This is a genomic window from Bacteroidales bacterium (assembly GCA_014860575.1).
GTDB lineage: Bacteria > Bacteroidota > Bacteroidia > Bacteroidales > JAAYJT01 > JAAYJT01.
Genome location: JACZJK010000005.1, coordinates 277,065 through 299,701 on the forward strand (window position 1 = coordinate 277,065; position 22,637 = coordinate 299,701).

Here is a 22,637-nt window from a genome sequence, read left to right on the forward strand (position 1 = left end):
TCTGAATGACCGCTAAACACCCATATTCATTTCTACGTAGTGTAATCTTGTGTTGCTTCACAACTGCATTGATCCTTACTGGTGCAGTGAAAAGTGGTGTTTCGCAGACTGTTGTTGAGGTTTTCGGTGAGATCCAAAGCCAGGAATGGACCAGCGATTATATTTATCATGTTACTTCTTATTTGATTATAAACACTGGAGTGGAATTGGTTATCAGACCGGGTGTTCAGGTAAAATTCAGTCAGGCTTCCGGAATTATTGTCAATGGAAGCTTTAAAGTGTATGGCGAAGAAAATGGGATTGTGGATTCTGTTTACTTTAAGCCATTGTACATTGATCCACCGTTTAACTGGAAATGGCAAGGTATTCAGATAAACAGGGTTCAGGCGCCAGGTACTGCATTTATTGACCATGCCCGCATCGAAAATGCTTTCAACGGAATAACCATCAGCGGGGATGCACGCCACGTATCAGTTACAAATTCGGTTATACATAATTCGCTGCAATTTGGTATTGCAATCAATGCTTCGAACCAGATTACTATTGAGAGTTGCAGGATACAGCACAACTTTCGGGGAATTAACATCCAGAACAGTAATGATTGCGTGATCACAAATACTAACATATCTGATAATTATGTCGGAATCTGGTTGTTGGCTACTGAAGCCGGATCCCGAACTACCGGTAATTTGATTTCGGGCAATGTAATCAGAAACAGCGACTATGCAAATGTTTTACTCGACAATGAAGATGGAGGGAAATGCACTGGAAACCTTATTGAAAATAACTTTATTGAAAAAAGTTTCATTGGCATCCAACTTGGCAATCCATCTTCGCTTCCCGCACAAAACAGCATTATCGGCAATGTAATCGTAACCGATAAGCCCCCCGAAAGCGTGGAGTTTCCCGGAAGCGGAGTCATAATATACCAGGACACTGCAGTGATTAAGAATAATATTTTTTGGAAAAACAAAGATGCGATCATCCTGAACCGGGCTGTAAGCGCTGATATTTCTTTTAACAGTTTTTATGACAATGGAAACCTGAACAATGGAAACTGTGTTCAGGTTAATTCAGGTTCTTCACACGTTAGTATCGAACACAATACCTTTGCCGCAAACAGGAACCTGCTTATCAATCTCTTCGAGCCCACCGGTCCGGTTGTTCATAACAATAACATTCTTAAAAACAAGCGCGTTAGCGGGTTGGTTAAGAATAACACATCCAGTCTGATATCCATTATTAATAATCATTGGGGAACAACTGATACCGCAACAATAGACTTGATGGCCGCGGGTAATTTTATCCTTAGCCCTTTTCTTACTGAACCCGATACAATTGCACCGATATCTCCTCCACAACCAGCCTATAAGCAGGTTGTGAATAATAAGGTAAGAGTTATGTGGGAACCCAATCCTGAGTCAGATTTTAGTGGATACCGGGTGCACTACGGCTTGTTCAGGAATTATAATTTTGCCAACACCATTGATGCCGGAACCAATACTGATATCACACTAGAAATGGCCGGAATATATGACACAGTAGCCATTACTGCATACGATTCAGAAGCCGGACGGAATATATGGCAACGGCTCGGGCACGAAAGTCCATTTTCATTTCCGTTGATAATACCCTATGCCGGGCCTGATACCAGCATTTGTAAGGATCAGTCAGAGTATTTCATCAATCAAAGCACCTATTTTGGTAATTACTTATTGCTAGCATGGAAAACTTCCGGCGATGGCACATTCAGCACCACAAATCAACTCTATACAATTTACTATACTGGCATACAGGATCTTGATTCAGGAAGTGTAGTGCTTACGCTTCAGGTTGTAGATGACTTTGTGATTTACGAAGATAGCTTTACACTTACTTTCCTTGATTTTCCGCAGGCTTTTGCAGGAAATGATACCATTCTGGCTGCTGAATCATCGCTGGATTTGCACCAGGCATTTGCTGAGCATTATGATTCAGTGTACTGGACAAGTACAGGAGATGGATCCTTCAGCGACTACAATAGTGTGAACCCGGTATATACCCCTGGCGAACTCGATCAGTCAATTGGAACTCTGCAGCTTGTTCTTCATGCGATTTCTGCATGTGGACTGGCAACTGATACGCTTACCATCAGCATTGAACGCCGCTATCTTCTTGAAGGCCGCGTATGGCACAATAATGTGCTGCTCGACCGCGGAATTGTAATCGCTATGCTCGTTGGTGACGATTTTGTACAGGCACGAAAATTGACATCCATTGCACAAAATGGCGTTTTCCGGTTTAATGATCTTACTACTGGTAACTATCTGTTTTATGCCGTGCCAGATACTGCGTTTTATCCGTTAACATTCCCGGTCTATCATGTGAACAAGCAATATTGGAAAGATGCATATCAGCTCCCTTTAACAACCAATACGTATGATCTTGACATACAACTTCCGGTCCGGGCTTATCCTTTATCCGCCGGGGTTGGAAAAATATCCGGTCACTTCTTCCAGCTTGACGAGGGCATACTTGAGGAAACCATTTACTGTGCGAACTGGTTTGAAGTAGGTGGTTCAGAAGAAATATACTGCCAGGATGGAGTATCAAACATGACCGTATTGTTGTATAATAAATCAGGAATTGCCTTATTGGATTATGCTCTTACCGATGCTTCCGGGAATTTCAGCTTCACTAACCTTCCTTTTGGAGATTACGTCGTTAGTGCCGAAAAAGCAGGGTATACAACAATTCCATCCCCTGTGCTTACATTGAGCCCTCAGGACCCTAATATAGAAGATATTACTATTACGATGGAAGCAGGTTTGATCACAGTATTAACCAATACTCACCTTAAGGATGTATCTTTGCTTGAAGTGTTTCCGAACCCTGCATCCGAAACCATAAACCTCTTTTTCAAACATAAGGCTGAAGAGTCGTACCTAATAGAGATCTGCAACGTTTATAACCAGGTGATAATCTATAAACAGGGCAGTGGATCAGATGAACAGGGGGTTTTACAGATAAGTGTGAGCCAGCTAAACACCGGAATCTATTTTGGAACCATCACCTCTTCAAACTCATACAGGCGTTTTACTTTTTTGAAGAAGTAGGCGGTAAGCATTTATCTTCTCAGATTTAAAACACAGTTCAGCCATACCAAGACTCTTATAAAATTTAAAAATCACGATTTTAATTTTAGAGTACTGAATGCATTCCTTTTTCTCAATAAAATAAGATGAAAGCTAACATTTCGTTGTATTGATTTGATCCGTTTTAATTTTTTTTACTTTTCTTTGCAAAAAAAATGACATGAGCAGTAAGGGTAAAGGGGCTCGAGATTGTCATATTGCGGTAATAGTATAACTAATTTGGGCTAATTTCACTCTTTTCGATCCCAATAACTTGTACTAACTTGTAATGAACTAGATATTTAGCAGGCGTTTCCTGCGTAATGATGAACGATGTTAAATTTTTTTTTATTAGGGGCTCAGTAACACGATTTTAAGGTAACCGGGTTTTGCTTATGAATGTATAGGCATGACTGGTTATATTATTAAGAATTAGTTTATAATCAACAGTAAATCAAATTTATAACAATCAGAATCAAAGAAAGGAGGATTGAAAAACATTTCTACATCAACAAACTCTCTGTTTTTCTTCACTATTATTTACTTAAATTTAAATTTCATGTTAAAAAAATCAACAATTCTTAGTCGCATTAGCGCACTGGTGCTAGCCTTCATATTTGTGATGGGTAGCTTCTCAGTGAATGCGCAGGTAACTGACCTTGCTTTCTCAAGCAGCGTTGGAACCTACACGGAAATTACCGGTGGCACTTTGGTTGCAAGTGCTATTCCAAGCACAACCAGCGCTGACTGGCTGGATGATGTTACGTATCTTGCACAACCAATTCCATTTGCGTTCAATTTTAATGGAGTAGATTATTCTACTTTTAACATTAACACAAACGGGTTCATCACTTTTGGCGCCATCAATACAAACAGTTATTCACCAATCTCGGCTACCACTGCTTATGCAGGTGTAATAGCTGCAATTGCAAATGACCTTGATGGACGTTTCACCACACAGGCAAACACAACCCTGGGAAGCAATGTCCTAACCGGTGTGTTGCATTTTGGTGGCGTTGTAGTTGGCAAAAATATCACGGGAACAAATATCCCTGTTGGAACCACTATCACTGCTTTTGACGCTGGCGCTCAAACCATTACTTTGTCGCAGAATGCAACTGCAACAGGCACTCTGGTTACTGTTATTGTCTATAGTGCCGAAATCCGTACCGAAACCCTGGGATCAGCCCCTAACCGTATTCATGTGGTTCAGATTAAGAACTTCAAACGTTATGGTGCCGGATCAACTTTATATAACGGAGAGCTGGTAAATTACCAGATTCGCCTACATGAAACAACCAGTAATATCGAAATAGTTTACGGTAATGTTATTGTTACCGCCACTGCTGCCAGAACCTCACAGGTTGGCCTCAGGGGTGCTGTAAATACTGATTTCAGCAACCGCATGACAGTTGCTCCTCACGATTGGACTGCTACCACACCAGGTACACTCAATTCATCAAACTGTTCATTCCTGAGTACCGGGTTCCCACCAATGGGGCTTACTTTCCTATACGAAACTCCTCCACCACCAGCGTATGGTAATGTTGCAGGTATTGTTAAGGATGCAGCTACCGGTGAACCTGTCATTGGCGCTCACGTTATGACCGGAGACCTCAGTATGACTACTCTTGCCGATGGCGCTTATATGTTCGAAGAACTGGTTGACGGTCCCAATACTATTACCGTACAAAAAACCGGTTATATCACACTTAACCAGGTTGTTAACATAGTTGGTGGACAAACCACAAACCAGGATCTCATGTTAATGGAAACAGCAAACCTTCCAGGTCCGGTTCTTGCCGAACTGAATGGTGCTGCAACAGCCGTTAACTTAACCTGGGGATTGCCACAAGGACAGTATGATATCATTTATGACGATGGTGTTGCCGATAACGTAACAGCATGGGGATTAAGTGGCAACATGAATGCCTTACGCTTTACTCCAGCCGGATATCCTGCAAAAATTATGGCCGGTTCAGTAAATATTTATGATGGAACTTATCCTCCGGCAGGCAATGCACTTGTTGCTTTCCAGATGGCAGTATATGATGCTACCGGTGCCAATGGCTATCCTGGAAATGAACTGGGTGTTATTAGCGTTACACCTGGCACTACCGGTTGGGTTGATTTCGATTTTTCTGAAGAAGATATTATCATTACAAGTGGCGATTTCTACCTGGTTATGATCCAGGGCGGAAACTTCCCTAATTGCGCTCCGATCGCAATTGACAACACCAACCCTGTAATGCGCAGCTACAGTCGTTTTGTAACCGGTGGTGCTCCCTGGACTCCTGCCGGTTTCAATGATTTCATGATGCGTGCCACTGTAGAAGGCCCGGGCGGACCAAGTTTCCTTGGTTACGGCGCAGGCGAACTGCATGAATCAGGATGGGCTTCAAAAGGCGCTATGTCGCTTTACGAACCACAACGTGCAATTGCTGAACTTGGCATGGGTATTTTCAAGCCTATTGCCGGAACTGGTACTTTAGACAGGAATGTTGAAGGTTACCGCGTTTACCGTCTTGTTGAAGGACAAGAAGGCAACGAAGCTGCATGGACTATGGTAAATAATCCTACAACAACAGCAACAGTTGATAATTCATGGCCAAGTCTTCCTGATGGTGCATACCGTTGGGCAGTAAAAGCCAAATACCCAGGTGACGTTTACTCAGCCCCCACCTTCTCAAACGTTTTACGTAAGAACTGGGCCAGCGATGTCACTATTAATATCAGCTTAAGTGATCCTGAAGCATCTATTGCCGGAACTGAAATTACTTTAGCAAACAACGATTTCCCGCAGTATACCTACACTGCCATTGCTGATGCAACTGGTGTAATTAATTTCCCGGAAGTTTGGAAAGGTACTTACACACTCAGCGTAATGCTCTTTGGTTACGATCCTTATTCATCACAGGAAAGTATCATGACCAATACATTCACAAAGAATGTAACCCTGATGGAAACAACCAACGCTCCTTCAAACCTGGTTGTAAACCCTGTAACCCTCATGGCTACATGGAATGTTCCTACAAGTTTTACAGACTTTTTCGTTGATTTCAACAGTGGAATTCCTTCGGATTGGACCGTTGTAAATGGCGGTGCCTGCGCAGCAACTTTTGTTGGTGTTGCAAATTATGGCGGAAGCAGTACCCTTGATGGTACTCCATTCGTACTTGCTGACAGCGACGGCGCAGGAAGCGGTTGCGGCATCATGGATGAGCAACTGATTTCTCCAGCTGTAAACACCCTTGGCTTGTCAACCGTTATTCTGGAGTTCGACCAATATTATAGGGCTTTAGGCGATATCGCCGATGTGGATGTATGGAATGGCAGCACTTGGGTTAATGTTCTGCGTCAAACCACAACCTCAGGTGCTTGGGGAGCTCCCAACCACCGGGTTATCAACATTACAGCACATTCAAATGCTGCACTTCAGGTAAGATTCCATTATTACAATGCTAACTATGCATGGTATTGGGGAATTGACAATGTTCAAATCTCTGACGGAAGCCGTAGCGATCGTTCAGTTATTGGTTATTATGTATATCTTGACAATGTTCTTGCCGGATTCACCGAAGAACCATTCTTCCAGTTCCAGCCCGAATACATCGAGTACGGACAAACTTACACTGCAGGTGTCAGGGCCGTTTACCAAAGCGGTTTCTCACCACAGATAAATTATACTTTCACTTCGTTGTTCCTCTATCCTCCTTGCAACCTCGAAGGTGAAGATGTTGGACATGCTGTATCCCTCACATGGGAATCTCCAGGCCTCTGCGATCCATTTGGCGGATCAGGCGGTGGCGGCGGTGGTACCGTTGGTGACTTCTTTGAAGGATTTGAATCAGGAACTTTGCCTACTGGTTGGTTATCAGTTGACGCTGATGGCGACAGTTACAAATGGGACAACTCAGCTGTAGAGTTTGATGTATTTGATGCTCATACCGGATTGTACTGTATGACCAGTGCTTCATACCGCAATGATGTTGGTCCTTTGACTCCAAATAACTGGCTGATTACCCCTGCACTTCAGGTAACTGAAACTTCAGAATTGAAATTCTGGGTTGATGCACAGGATGCAGCCTGGAGTCAGGAGCAATACTATGTAAGGATTTCTACCACAGGTACAGCAATTGCTGACTTTACAACTACGATCCACAGTGCTATTTCACCCGCAAATTGGGCAGAAGTTGTGCTTAGCCTCGCAGATTTTGCTGGTGAAACTATTTATATTGCATTTGTACACGCTAACGTTACTGATATGTTCTTCATTAAAATTGATGACGTAACAGTGACCAACACTGAAACAAGAGCTGCTCAAACAGCCTCTGTAACAGCCATAAACAGCACCAGTGCGCCGTTTAAGACTGAGGGCATGACCCAAAGTGAGATCAATGCTCAAATGGATGTTTATGCTTCACAGGTTTCAAAACCAAGTTTACTATTAGCTTCAATGGATCCTAACCATGTACCTGCTCCTATCACAGCCGATGGACAGATGAACATCAATGGCAGAAGTGCGATTGGGTATGGATGGAATGCTTATGCTGCTGCTTCAGGTGTTTCTGAAGGCCCGGTAAGTGTTGCAATTCCTGCAGGAACACTGACTTCAATCCAGGCCGTACCGGCAGCAACTCTTTGGATGGCTGGTGGCGACTGGGCAAACGGTGTTTGGTACACTGTAAGTTACTCAGCAGCCAATAACTCAGGCTTGTATACAGTTGATCCTACAACTGGAAACTATACTTTGGTTGGACCAACAGGTTACGGAATGACCGGACTTGCTTATGATATGACCACCCAAACCATGTATGCTTCCGGTTATACAGGAGCTGTCAGCAACCTTTACACCATTAACATGGCTACAGGTGCTGCAACGTTGGTTGGCCAAATCAATGCAAGTATCGTTATCGGTATCGCTGCTGATGCAAGTGGTAACATTTTCGGTATTGATCTTTCTGACATCCTGATTTCAATAAATAAGACTAACGGAGCTCCAACAACGATCGGCCAACTTGGTATTGATATCAACTATGCACAGGACATTGGTTTCGACCGCGACAACAACATTCTGTATGGAGCCATGTACACAACAAGTGGTGGATTCTATACAATCAATACTACTACCGGACAGGCAACTTTCATCAACAATTTCATTGCTGAAGTTTGTGCTTTAAGTATTCCTTACTCTGGCGGCGGCGGTGGCGGCGGCGCTATCCCAACAGCAGGATTCAAGCTGTACCGTGATGGTGCACTTATTGCAACAGTTGATGGCGAAACATTTGAATATGTTGACACTCCGTTGATTGCCGGAACATACAGCTATAAGGTTTCTGCACTGTATGAATATGGTGATGAGCTGGTTGAGTCACAACTTGAAGGCCCTGCAGTTGTGGATGTTGCCCCTGGAACCGGATTTGTACAAGGCATTGTATTTGATGCAGTTACTTTCCAGCCAGTAGGTGGCGTTGAAATCACAGCAGGTGAATTCACTACAACCACACAGGAAAACGGAACATACACCCTGGTTGCTTTTGAAGGTGTTTATGACATTGAATTCGACAAAATTGGTTATGCACTTTATGTTGAAGAAGACTTTACAGTTGTATGGCAGCAAACCCATACCCTGAATGTTGAGCTTACTCCACAGGATCCCAACTTCCCGTTTGAGGAAACATGGGCTTCAGGTAGTTTTGCAACACAGGGCTGGACATTTACTCCTGCACAAGGCAACTGGAGAATGAGTACTACCGCAGGTAACCCTGCTCCAAGTGCTGAATTCTACTGGAGTCCAACAGCAACCAATTATTCAAATGCACTTACCAGCGTTGAAATAGATGCCCGTGCTGCATTACAAAATGTAACTCTAACTTATAGTATCCTACTAGATAACTACTCAGCTACAGCTGCTGAAAAAATCACAGTTGAAATATGGGATGGTGCAGAATGGGTATTTGTGTCTGAACACAAAAACGACAATTCAATTCCCTGGACCACCTTCAACTATGATGTTACTGAACATGCTTCAGGTAAGATGACAAGGGTAAGGTTTGTTGCCAATGGTGCCACTACCTTTGACATTAACTGGTGGAATCTTGATAACATTAAGTTACACGCAGTATTACCTCCTTCAATCTCTGTAAACCCAGGATCACTGACCCAGGCGTTGACACAAGGAACAACTGCCACACAGCAACTTACAGTTGCCAATGTGGGAGATGGTGCTATGAACTTCTCAACCCAGATTGAATATCTTGATAAGTCAAGCGAGTTCACAGTATATCCTGTTCCTTCAGGTGACAAAGTTGTGATTTCAGGTATGGAACTTAGTGCAGCCAACGCTATTCCAGGTGGAGATGCTCAGGAGCCAGCAAGGGACGAAGTGATTCTGAATTACGACGGCCCTAACTTTGACGCAATTGGTCTTACAGCCGGTGGAACTTTCCATGTCGCTGCCCGTTACCCTTCATCAATGGTTGGACAATATGCTGGTTACGTGTTATCATCAGTTGATGTTTACATCAATGATGCACCAAGCAGTGCAACTCTTAAGATTTGGGGAGCCGGTACAGGTACAGCACCTGGTGCTGTTCTGCATCAGCAGGCATTTACATCAACTGCTATGGCCTGGAAAACCATTGAATTATCTAGTGGTGTTGTTCTTGATGGAACCGATATCTGGGTTGGTTATGAGGTAACCCATGGAGCAGGAACTTATCCAGCAGGTACCGATGCAGGTCCCGCCAATCCTAATGGTGACTGGATTTCAATGGATGGTGCTGTTTGGGAACACATTGCAGGTTATGGACTGAACTATAACTGGAATATCCGTGCAACACTCAATTCTGGTGAAGGACTTTGGTTAAATGTATCTCCCAACTCAGGCAACGTTGCCCCGGGTGGATCATTACCATTAACTGTTACCTTTGATGCTGCCGGTCTTGAAGTGCGTGAATATACTGCCAACATTAAGGTAAACAGCAACGACCCGCTTACACCGCAGGTAGTCGTTCCCGTTACACTCGACGTATTAGTAGGTATTAACGAACTCGACAGGGAAGCTGTAATGGTTTATCCTATTCCTGCCAGCGAAGTATTGAATATTAATACTACACAGGGCATCACACATCTCAGAATGTTCAACTACACCGGGCAAATTGTTCACGAAACAAATGTGACGGGCCAGAGCACCCTCAGCATTGATGTGAAACCATTCCATTCCGGCGCTTACATTCTACAGTTTATTACTGTGGATGGCCAAACCTTTAACAAGAGGATCCTCATCAACAGATAATTATTTAACTGTTTGATAATGAAGAGGGGGGCTTTAGCCCCCCTTTTTTATTTCTTTTTTTTTTGTGAAGAGTAAGGGTATTTCAACAGTTGTTTGTCTTACTTTTGTTTCCTGGCTTGCCAGAAAACTTTTTGGCTATCCACTACACCCTCTCGAATTACTTCCCTTGTACTATCAGGTGCTTGACTTGATTTCGCATTATTTTATTGTCGAAAATAATCAGGTATTGCTATAATTAAAAGTTTTCGTTTAACCAACAATTAAAGTCATGGAAAGGAGGATCTAAGCAATCAATCAATGTTTCTAATTTCTTAAGAGTACTAACCAATGTTCATTAATTTAAACTTAAAATGTATGAAGACAAAATCAACAATTTTCAAATTCATCGGTTCTTTGGTGCTCGCCTTATTCTTATGGTGGGGCAGTGCACTTTCAGTAAGCGCCCAGCTACAGGATCTAGCTTTCACATCCAGTGCCGGGGCCTATACTGAAATTACCGGAGGAACCCTCATTGGAAGTGCAGGCCCCGGTGTGGGTGCCGATTACCTGGATGATGTTACCTATCAGGACCTTCCTATCCCGTTTAGCTTTGCATTCAATGGTAACAACTACTCAACCTTTAACCTGAATACAAATGGTTTTATAACATTTGGCAATATTTACACAAACAGCTATTCACCTATTTCTGCAACCACTGCCTATACAGGTGTTATAGCTGCAATTGCCAATGACCTTGATGGCCGTTTTACCACCCAGGCTATGACCACTGCAGGCAGTACCACCCTCACCGGTGTTCTTCATTTCGGTGGAGTTATAGTCGGTAAATCCATAACCGGTACAAACATTCCGGCTGGAACCACTATTACCGCTTTTGATGCCGGTGCCCAGACAATTACATTATCTCAGGCTGCAACAGTCACATCAGCAGCGCTGGTTACAATTCAGATATACATCGGCGAACTGCGCATTGAAACTCTTGGAACTGCTCCTAACCGTATACATGTTATTCAGGTGAAGAATTTCAAGCGTTTTGGAAGTGGCTCAACTATTTATAATGGTGAGATGATAAATTTCCAGATTCGTTTGCACGAAACCTCCAGTAATATTGAGTTCGTATATGGTGCTTTCACCATTACTTCAGCTACAGCCAGAACTTCACAGGTTGGACTCAGAGGTGCAGTGAATACAGATTTTGTTAACCGCACTACGGCTGTTCCTCATGATTGGTCAGCTACTACTGCCGGCACACTCAATAGTGCAACGTGTTCATTCCTGAATACTGGCTTCCCAGCCTCGGGTCTTACTTTCCTTTACGCAACACCACCTCCGCCAGCTTTTGGTAATGTAGCTGGTATTGTTAAGGATGCCGCCAGCGGCGAACCAGTAATTGGTGCTCAGGTCATGACCGGCGATCTTAGTCTTGTTACACTCGCCGATGGTGCCTACATGTTCGAAGAACTGACGGAAGGTGCCAATACCATCACAGTGCATAAACCCGGTTACAACACGCTGAATACGATGGTTTACATTATTGGCGGACAAACCGTAACCCAGGATCTGATGCTGATGGAATCAGCCAATGTTCCAGGACCGGTACTTGCAGAACTGAATGCTGGTGCCACAGCAGTTAACCTTTCCTGGGGACTTCCACAAGGATTATACGAAATCATTTATGATGATGGTGTAGCTGAAAATGTTACGGCTTGGGGATTGGGAGGAAACTATAACGCTTTACGCTTTACTCCTGCAGGATATCCGGTAAAGATCATGTCAGGTGCTGTGAATATTTATGATGGAACTTATCCTCCTGCCGGAGATCCATTGACCCCATTTCAAATGGCAGTTTATGATGCCACTGGACCGGGCGGATATCCGGGAACAGAACTAGGCGTTGTTGATGTTGATCCTGATGACACTGGCTGGGTAAGCTTCGATCTTTCCGGCCTTGATATCACAATTTCAAGCGGAGATTTCTATCTGGTTATGATCCAGGGCGGAAACTTCCCCAATTGCGCACCCATTGCCGTTGACCAAAGCAATCCAGTCATGCGCAGCTATAGCCGTTTTGTTACTGGTGGAGCACCCTGGACCCCAGCTGGTTTCAATGACTTCATGATACGCGCCATCGTTCAAGGACCAGGTGGGCCGGAATTCCTTAGCTATTCAACCGGTGAACTCATTGAATCCTCAAGAATTTCTGAGGGAGCCTTATTCCTCAATGCACCTCAACGTACAATTGCAGAAGTTGGAATGGGCATTTTCAAACCTATTGAAAACACCGGCGAAATAGACCGCAATGTAATGGGTTACCGCGTTTACCGTTTGGTCGAAGGTGAAGAAGGCAACATGGCAGCATGGACCCTACTCGGCAATCCAACAGGCACTGCCCTGGTTGACAATTCATGGCCGGGCCTTCCCGACGGCGCTTATCGCTGGGCTGTTCAAGCTAAATATCCGGGTGATGTTTTCTCAGAACCAACATTCTCAAATGTACTCCGTAAAAACTGGGCCAGCAACGTAACCATCACAGTATCTTTGTCCGATCCTGGTGTAAGTGCTGCAGGAATTCAGGTGGGTCTGACCAATACTGCATTCCCGCAATACGCTTACAATGGATCTACCAATGATGATGGCGTTGTAAACTTCCCTGAAGTATGGAAAGGCAATTACGATCTTGTTGTCTACAAATTTGGATATGACCCGCATCTGGCAAATCTGGATATTATGACAGGTACATTTTCGCACAATGTATATTTGCTTGAAACTACATATCCACCTTCAGCTCTGTATGTTGACCCAATTATGATCCATGCAACCTGGGTAGCTCCGGGCGTAAGCCTTGATTTACTTGAAGAAAACTGGGGCTCTGGTGGCTACAGCGCTAATGAGTGGACATTTGACCCCGCACAGGGCAACTGGCAGATGGATGCATCATTTGGAAACCCTGCTCCTTCAACAAGATTCTATTGGTCGCCAAGTGTAACCAATTACAATAATGCTCTGGTTAGTAAGCAACTGAGTGGCCTGGGAATGCCCAGCGTAATGTTGAAATACGATCTCTACCTGAGCAACTATTCTTCGGCCACGATGGAGCAGATGGCTGTTGAAGTTTGGAATGGCAGTTCATGGGTTGGTGTAGCTAATTATAGCAATGCCGGAGGAAATATACCATGGACAACTTACACCCATAATATTACACAGCATGCTCAGGGCCAGCAGTTCAAGGTCAGGTTCCGTGCATATGGTGCGAACTCTTTCAATATCAACTGGTGGAACCTTGACAATATCATGGTGTATGGTGAAGTAGCCGATGGCGGAGATCGCAGTGTATTGGGTTACTTTGTTTACCTTGACGACGTAGTTGCCGGATTTACCGAAGAAACCTTCTTCCAGTACCAGCCTGAATACGTCAACTATGGACAAACCTATACAGCAGGAGTGCAGGCAGTTTACGAAAGTGGAATTTCTGACATTATTACTTATGTGTTTACCTCACAATTCCTATATCCACCATGTAACCTCGAAGGCGAAGATGCAGGCCATGCAGTAGCCCTTACCTGGGATGCTCCCGGTACCTGCGATCCTTTCGGCGGTGGCGGTGGCGGCGGTGGCGGTGGCACCGTTCAGCTTGAAGAAGACTTTGAAGGAACCGCTTTCCCACCTGCCGATTGGGCTAAATTGAACCCTGATGGCGGCACTGGCTGGGAATCTATTAATGCTGGCACTACCCCTCTTCCCGGATGGACAGGAGGTACAGCAACAGCAGCCCCAGATGGAGGAAGTAAGATGGCATGGTGCACTTACACCACAGGCGGTGCAACCATGAATGATCAATGGCTCATCACACCACTCGTAACTGTTGAAGATGGTATGCAGCTTTCATTCTACATGCGATGTGCCTATGCAGCCTCGTATGACGACAATGTCCAAATCAAGCTTTCCACGACCGTACAGAATAATCCGGCTGCATTCAATGTTACAGTTGCCAATGTGCAATTTACATCTACAAGCAGTGAAGATTGGGCTCTTTACACCTATACTTTATCTGATTTTGTTTCTGCTGGCAGCGAGGTTTATATTGGCTTCCGCGAAACAATTGCAGATAACTTTAATGATGGTGCTGCTATTTTTATTGATAATGTTTACGTTGGCCCACCCACCGTAATTGCATCAGCACCAGCCGGTATTTCACCGGTTTCTGAAGGAGGCCGTGATTTTAATTTCGTAAGAAGTACAAATGGTTCATCGGGTGTTGTTGAATCGCGGATAAATGGCAATGTGCCAAGAGTTGAGCCAATCAGCACTGAATTTATGGAATTCAGCCCTGTACAAACTTCCTATGAGCCAGTGGGTGAACGTGTACTTTTTGATCTGTTAGGCAGTTTCCCGGTTGGCGATGTCGGAGGCACTTATTCTGTAGCAACCGATGGCCAGTTTGTATATTCAGCACGTTGGAATGCATTGCTCTTCCATAAGTATACTTTGGCTGGTGCTCTGATTGAATCATTCTCAATTACCGGTGCCGGTAATGTCAGGGATCTCACTTACGACGGCGAATTTTTCTACGGCGCTCCGAACTCAACCACCATCTATAAGATGAACTTTACCACTCAAACACTAGCAGGCACAATAACTGCACCTGCAGCAGTGCGCGGTATAGCTTATGACGCCACCAACGATGGTTTTTGGATCACCAATGGATGGGATGGGCCGCTGAGACTAATCAGCCGTACCGGAACCACGTTGCAAACTCTGACAACCACTGCAAGCAGCATGTCGGGCCTTGCCTGGGACAATGTCAGTGAAGGCGGGCCATACCTTTGGGCTTACACCCAGCCAGCCAGCAATAACATTCTTGTGAAGATCAACCTGACTACAGGGGCTGTAATTCAATCCTTTGATGTTGCCACTACCGGTGTTATTGCCGCTGGTTCAATCTCAGGAGGTTTGACTATCACCAACCAGTTGATACCTGGTAAATGGGTATTCCTTGGCTGTGCACAAAATGATGTAATATGGATCCTTGAATTGGCTCCAGACACAGGTGGTGGTGGCGGTGGCCCTGTTGAAACAGCCGGTTTCCGCATTTATCGTGACAATGTAATGATTGCCGAAGTGGATGGCGAGACATTTGAATACCTCGACACCCCACTTATTGCCGGTGACTATAACTATAAAGTTACCGCAATTTACGAATACGATGACGACCTGGTTGAATCACTTCCTGAAGGACCAACTACCGTTACCGTAGCACCCGGAACAGGCTTTGTTCAGGGAATTGTATTTGACGCAGTTACCTTCCAGCCGGTTGAAGGTGTAATGATCACGGCAGGTGAATTCACAACAACTACACAAGCCAACGGTACTTATACGCTGGTGGCTTATGAAGGTGTTTATGACATTGAATTCGACAAGATCGGCTATGCCCTTTACGTTGAAGAAGACTTCGAGGTTGTATGGCAGCAGACCCACACCCTGAATGTTGAACTTACTCCACAGGATCCAAATTTCCCGTTTGAAGAAACATGGACATCGGGCAGCTTTACAACACAGGGCTGGACATTTACTCCCGCACAAGGCAACTGGAGAATGAGCACCACCGCAGGCAACCCTGCACCAAGTGCCGAATTCTACTGGAGCCCATCGGTTACCAATTACTCAAATGCACTTACCAGTGTTGAAATTGACGCCAGGGCAGCATTGCAGAATGTAACCCTTACTTATGCCATCTTACTTGACAATTTCTCAGCTACCGCAGCGGAAAAGATGACCGTTGAAATCTGGGATGGTTCAGAATGGGTATTTGTAGCTGAACACAAGAATGACAATGCTATTCCATGGACTACAAATAACTTTGATGTGACCCAACATGCCGCCGGTAAGATGACCAGGGTAAGGTTTGTTGCCAACGGAGCCAACAGCTTCAACATCAACTGGTGGAATCTTGATAACATCAAACTGCACCAGGTATTGCCACCGGAAATTTCTGTGAACCCAACATCACTGACTCAGGCTTTGACTCAAGGAACAATGGCTACCCAACAACTCACCGTTTCCAATGTGGGAGATGGAGCCATGAACTTTACGACCCAGATCGAGTACCTCGACAAGTCAAATGAGTTCACAGTTTATCCTGTTGAACCAGGCGAAAAAGTTGTGATTTCAGGTCTAGACCTTAGCGCAGCCAATGCTATTCCGGGTGGAGATGCTGAAGAACCGGCAAGGGACGAAGTAATCCTGAACTACGATGGGGCTAACTTTGACGCAATCGGTCTCACAGCCGGTGGAACCTTCCATGTGGCTGCCCGTTATCCCTCATCAATGGTAGGACAGTATGCAGGTTACGCGCTCACCTCGGTTGATGTTTACATCAACGATGTACCCAGTAGCACAACCCTTAAGATCTGGGGTGCAGGCACAGGAACCGCCCCGGGTGCTTTATTGCATTCACAGGCATTTACTTCAACTGCTATGAGTTGGAAAAACATTGAGTTGTCCAGTTCATTAATTCTTGACGGAACCGACCTGTGGGTAGGTTATGAAGTAACCCACGGAGGTGGATCCTATCCAGCCGGTTGTGATGCAGGCCCTGCCAATCCTAATGGCGACTGGATCTCAATGGATGGAACCTTATGGGAACACCTTGCAGGTTATGGATTAAACTACAACTGGAACATCCGCGCCAGGCTAAACCCTGGAGCCGGGCTCTGGTTGAGTTTATCACCCAACTCAGGCAACGTAGCTCCGGGCGGTTCATTGCCGATCACTGTTACCTTCGATGCAACGGGTCTTGAAGTTCGTGAATACACTGCCAATATTAAGGTAAACAGCAACGACCCGCTTACCCCACAAGTAATCGTTCCTGTAACCCTTGACGTACTGGTAGGCATCAATGAAGTTGACAAGGAAGCTGTGATGGTATATCCGGTTCCTGCCAGCGAAGTCTTGAATGTTGCCACTACACAGGGCATCACCCACATGAGGATGTTCAGCTATACCGGCCAGGTGGTTTACGAGCGCAATGTAACGGGTGCAGGCACCACGAGCATTGATGTGAAACCTTACCACTCCGGCGCTTACATCCTGCAACTCATCACTGCTGACGGTCAAACCTTTAACAAGAGGATTCTCATCAGCAGGTAATATTTTCAAATAACTGATTATTTAATAAAAGGGACTTTCGGGTCCCTTTTTTTATGCGATGAAACATAGAATGTGCAGCCGGGCAGGCTTTAATATTTAATCGTTATGGCTGAACACCTCACTTTTGCTGTGTTTTTGTACGTTAACCATTGATAGCTTATGAGGGATGCCGCTAAAAATTACAGATACACCTTGCCTTTTTATATAAAATAATCACATTTACCAGACTACAACACTCTGAATATGAAGTTGTAATTATTTATATTACGAAAGTTTATAAAATGCGAGTAGGGGTAAACCGCTTTTTGCTTGTCATAATTTTGACATTTTGTATTAACCAATATCAAAACAATGAAAAAATTTTTATGCTTTTTCGCGGCATTTGCCTTTTTAAGCTCAATTGCTTGGGGGCAAACAGTAACTTTGGGATCGGGAACAGTGAGCAATGCTACAACTGTGCACCCAACTCCCTACGGAACATATTACAAGAACCACAGGGTTCAGTATCTGATCCTGGCATCTGAGCTTACGAGCATAGGCTTGTTGCCTGGTAATATTACAGCGTTGGGTTTCAATGTTGATAATATGAACACTTGCTCTTCGATGCCTAATTACACCATCAAACTCAAACACACCACTGTAAATGAGTTAACAACAACCTTCGACAATGGAGCGTATACAACTGTTTGGACGAATCCTAATTTTCTTCCCGTAGCTGGCTGGAATACGCATACTTTCTCCAATCCTTTTCTCTGGGATGGGACATCCGGTTTGTTGATTGATATTTGCTTTGATATTATTCCGGGTGATTTCACTCAAAATGCTTCAGTGTTCTATACAGAAACCAGTGTCCCTTTAGCTGCTTTCTACCGCAGTGATGCCGTGGTTGCCTGTGGCACCACAAATGCTGCAACCACATCTCCGAATAGAGCCAATATGCAGATTACGGGAGTAGTAGCAAGCTGCTTGCCTCCTTTTAATCTTATGGCCACCAACCTGACCACCAGCTCTGCAGATTTGGGTTGGACACCTGTAGGTTCAGAGACAATCTGGAATATTAAGTATGGCGCTCCAGGTTTCAATCCGGTAACTGAAGGAACTCTGATTCCAAACGTAAACACCAATCCATACAACCTAGCAGGATTAAGCCCATTAACGCAATATGCTTTTTATGTACAGGCTGACTGCGGAAGCGGTGATCTGAGTAACTGGGCAGGACCTGCCTTTTTCCAGACTACCAGTGATCCTTTATCAGGCAATTATACCATCAACAGCACTTTACCTTCAAGTGGCACTAATTTCAACAACTTCAGCGACTTTGCCTCAGCAATTAATTTAGGCGGCTTTGCCGGACCGGTGGTTGTAGATGTGGCCGTTGGAACCGGACCTTATACCGAGCAGGTAATGTTGAATGAACTTCCTAACAGTAGTGCAGTAAACACACTAACCATCAATGGTAATGGCGAAACACTTCAGTTTTTATCAGCAAATACAAACGAGCGCGGAACATTAAAACTTAACGGCACCGACTATGTTACCGTTGATAACCTCATTATCAAAGCGCTGGGCTCTGTTACGGGAGAATATGGATGGGCTGTTTGGCTGACTAACAACGCTGATTTCAATACATTTAACAATTGCCAGTTCGTTGCCGATATGACTGCCACACTTACAAACTTTGTTGCATTTGTGACGAGCAACAGCGCAACAGGGGCAACCACAGCCGGCCTGGCTGCAAGCAACCTGACGGTTACTAATTGTGAAGCAGTTGGCGGATATTATGGCATGGTAATCAATGGGCCAACATCAGCTCCGTTTGCTGAAAGCAGCATGATAACTGATAATGAGATCAGGGACTTTCGTCTCTACGGGCTTTATGTGCGTGGGCAGAATAATGCTGTTTTTTCCGAAAACATGATTTATCGTTCGGAAAGAAGTGAGATTTCCACATCTTATATGCTCTACCTTGCTTCAGATATGAGCGGTACAGAGTTTACCAATAATCAGATCTTTGATTTTGCAGGCAGCACTGTTTCAACATCAACAGCTTATGGTATTTATGGTACAGGATTAAATGCCACAGCCGGTCAGGAAGTACTAATTGCAAATAACCTTGTGCGTGGTTTCGAAGGGATGAATGGTTCACAGTATGCAATATACCTGATCACTACCAGCAATACAAGGTTATATCATAATACCGTGGCAATGGATCATGTTAATCATACCGGATCAAGCATTATCCGTGGCATTTATCATTCCGGAGCCAATTCCGTCATAGATATCCGTAATAATATTGTATCGGTAAACTCCAACTCAACCGGGATTAAATATTGCATGTATTTAGCCACAAATACAGCCACTGTTACTTCTGACAATAATGTTCTATACATGGGTGCAACAGCCGGTACAAACTACATGGGGTACTGGAATGCAGCCAGCTATAATACACTTGGCGATTGGCAAACATTTTTCGATCAGAACAGCGTTGATGCCGATCCTATGTTTGTTGATGTTGATGCCGGCGATCTCACACCACAAAGTCCGTTTGCTGATAATATCGGTGCCGATCTTACAGCCTATGTTCCTTTTGATATTTATGGCGAACCAAGAACAACAACGCCCGACCCCGGTGCCATTGAGTTCGATGGGCCTTCGGAAGGGACAATTTCCGGTGTAGTTCTTGATGCAGCAACAAATGAGCCTGTAGTTGGTGCACTTGTAATAGCAGGTGATCTGGAATATGTGACTGTCGCCGGTGGCGAATATGAATTCATCCTTTTTGGCGGAGAATATATTTTTGAGGTTCATAAAGCTGGCTATGCTACCTTGTATGAACCAGTCACAATCATGTCAGGCCAAACCCACGTTCTTGATCTGATGTTATATGAATCAGCCAATGTTCCGGGCCCGGTACTTGCCGAACTAAACACCGGTGAAACAGCAGTGAATATCAGTTGGGGTCTACCAGGCGGCCAGTATGAAATTATGTACGACGATGGAATTGCTGACAATGCAACCGCCTGGGGGCTTTCGGGCAATATGAACGCCTTGCGTTTCACACCGGCAGGTTATCCGGTAAAAGTTCTTGCAGGTTCTGTTAACATCTATGACGGCACTTATCCTCCAAATGGTAATGCATTGGTTCCCTTCCAGATGGCTGTTTATGATGACAGCGGCCCCAACGGCTATCCTGGTGAAGAACTTGGTCTTGTTACTGTTACACCAACAGATTATGGCTGGGTAAACTTCAACTTCAGCGAATTTGATATTACAATTAATAGTGGTGATTTCTACCTGGTGATGATCCAGGGTGGAAATTTCCCCAATTGTGCTCCTATAGCAATTGATCAAACTAGTCCTGTAATGCGTAGTTACAGTCGCTTCTTTACAGGTGGCGCACCATGGACTCCGGCCGGTTTCAACGATTTTATGATGCGTGCAATTGTGGAAGGCCCTGGTGGCCCGGGCATGCTTGCTTATGCAAGTGATGAACTCATCGGGTCAGAAAGGATATCAATAGGTGCATTATTCCTGGAAGCTCCACAAAATGTGGTTGCACCGGTTGGTGCTGGTATATTCAAGCCAATTGAAGGAACCGGAACTCCGGACAGGGCCGCAATTGGTTACCGTGTTTACCGGCTGGGTGAAGGCGACGAAGGAGACGAATCATTGTGGACTTTACTCGGTGATCCTACCGGTACTTCCATTGTTGACAATTCATGGCCAGGCCTTGATGACGGTGCATACCGCTGGGCTGTAAAAGCCAAATATGCACTCGACATTTTCTCCGAACCAACATTCTCGAATGTGCTTGGTAAAAACTGGGGAAGTGATGTCAGCGTAGTTGTTACTTTATCCGATCCCGGCGTTTCTCCTGAAGGAATTCAGGTTGCATTGCAAAACACCGTCTTCCCTCAGTACAATTACAATGCAACTACCAATGCAGATGGTGAAGTGGAATTCATAGATGTCTGGAAAGGTAATTACGATTTAACTGTATTCAAATTTGCTTATGATCCCTACATGATGAATGTTGAGATTGAGGATGCTACACACATGTTCAATGTATCATTGATGGAAACTCCAATCCCTCCTACAGGCCTTTATGTGAACCCGGTGCAGATTCATGCAACATGGGAGGCTCCCGAAATAAGCCTCGATCTTCTAGCAGAAAATTGGAGTTCAGGAGGTTTTACGGCCAATGCATGGACGATAGATCCGCCAACACCCCATTGGAGCGTGATAACTACCTTTGGCAATCCTGCACCTTCAGCAAGATTCTATTTCTCTCCAAGCATAACAAATTATTCTCATGCAATGGTTAGTCAGGAATTTAGCGGAGTAGGCTTGCCAAGCATTATGCTGAAATACGATCTTTATCTGAGTAACTACTCCACCGCAACACTCGAGCAAATGGGGGTTGATGTCTGGAACGGCAGCTCATGGGTGAATGTAGCTAATTATACCAATGCCGGTGGCAGCATTGCCTGGACTTCCTACACACATGACATTACCCAACATGCACTCGGGCAGAATTTCAAAGTAAGATTCCGGGCTTATGGCGCTAATTCATTTAACATCAACAACTGGAATATTGACAACATCATGGTATATGGCGAAGTTGCCGATGGCGGCGATCGCAGCGTATTGGGATACTTTGTTTATCTTGACGACGTAGTTGCCGGATTTACCGAAGAAACCTTCTTCCAGTACCAGCCTGAATACGTCAACTATGGACAAACATACACAGCAGGAGTACAGGCAGTGTATGAAAGTGGTATTTCTGAAATGATAACCTATGTATTTACATCACAATTCCTCTACCCTCCATGCAACCTCGAAGGCGAAGACGTAGGCCATGCAGTAGCCCTCACATGGGAAGCTCCCGGCACCTGTGATCCATTCGGCGGCGGCGGTGGCGGCGGTGGCGGCACAGGAGAATTGTATGAGATAAAATATCATAATGGAGTTCCCCTTGATGGTTACTTCCAGCAGTTTAATTATGGCTACGGAGTTGTATTTGATGTTGCCGCTTATTCCAATGTAACCGTTGAAAAGGCTGATTTCCGTCATTCACCCTGGGG

Annotated in this window: 4 protein-coding genes; all 4 read left to right on the top strand. The window is 44.6% G+C overall.

The annotated features are described in order from the left end of the window. The first annotated feature begins 5 nt into the window (after positions 1-5). Positions 6-3,095 carry a right-handed parallel beta-helix repeat-containing protein gene (locus tag IH597_01495; GenBank protein MBE0661113.1) on the top strand — a complete coding sequence of 1,030 codons (3,090 nt, stop codon included), beginning with the start codon at positions 6-8 and terminating at the stop codon, positions 3,093-3,095. Positions 3,096-3,672: 577 nt separating this feature from the next. Continuing rightward, positions 3,673-10,410, top strand: a complete 6,738-nt coding sequence (locus IH597_01500; GenBank protein MBE0661114.1) for a choice-of-anchor J domain-containing protein — start codon at positions 3,673-3,675, stop codon at positions 10,408-10,410. A gap of 354 nt (positions 10,411-10,764) precedes the next feature. Then, positions 10,765-17,553 carry a choice-of-anchor J domain-containing protein gene (locus IH597_01505; protein MBE0661115.1) on the top strand — a complete coding sequence of 2,263 codons (6,789 nt, stop codon included), beginning with the start codon at positions 10,765-10,767 and terminating at the stop codon, positions 17,551-17,553. Positions 17,554-17,904: 351 nt separating this feature from the next. After that, the coding region (locus tag IH597_01510) for a fibronectin type III domain-containing protein (GenBank protein MBE0661116.1) at positions 17,905-22,637 on the top strand (4,733 nt) is incomplete at its 3' end.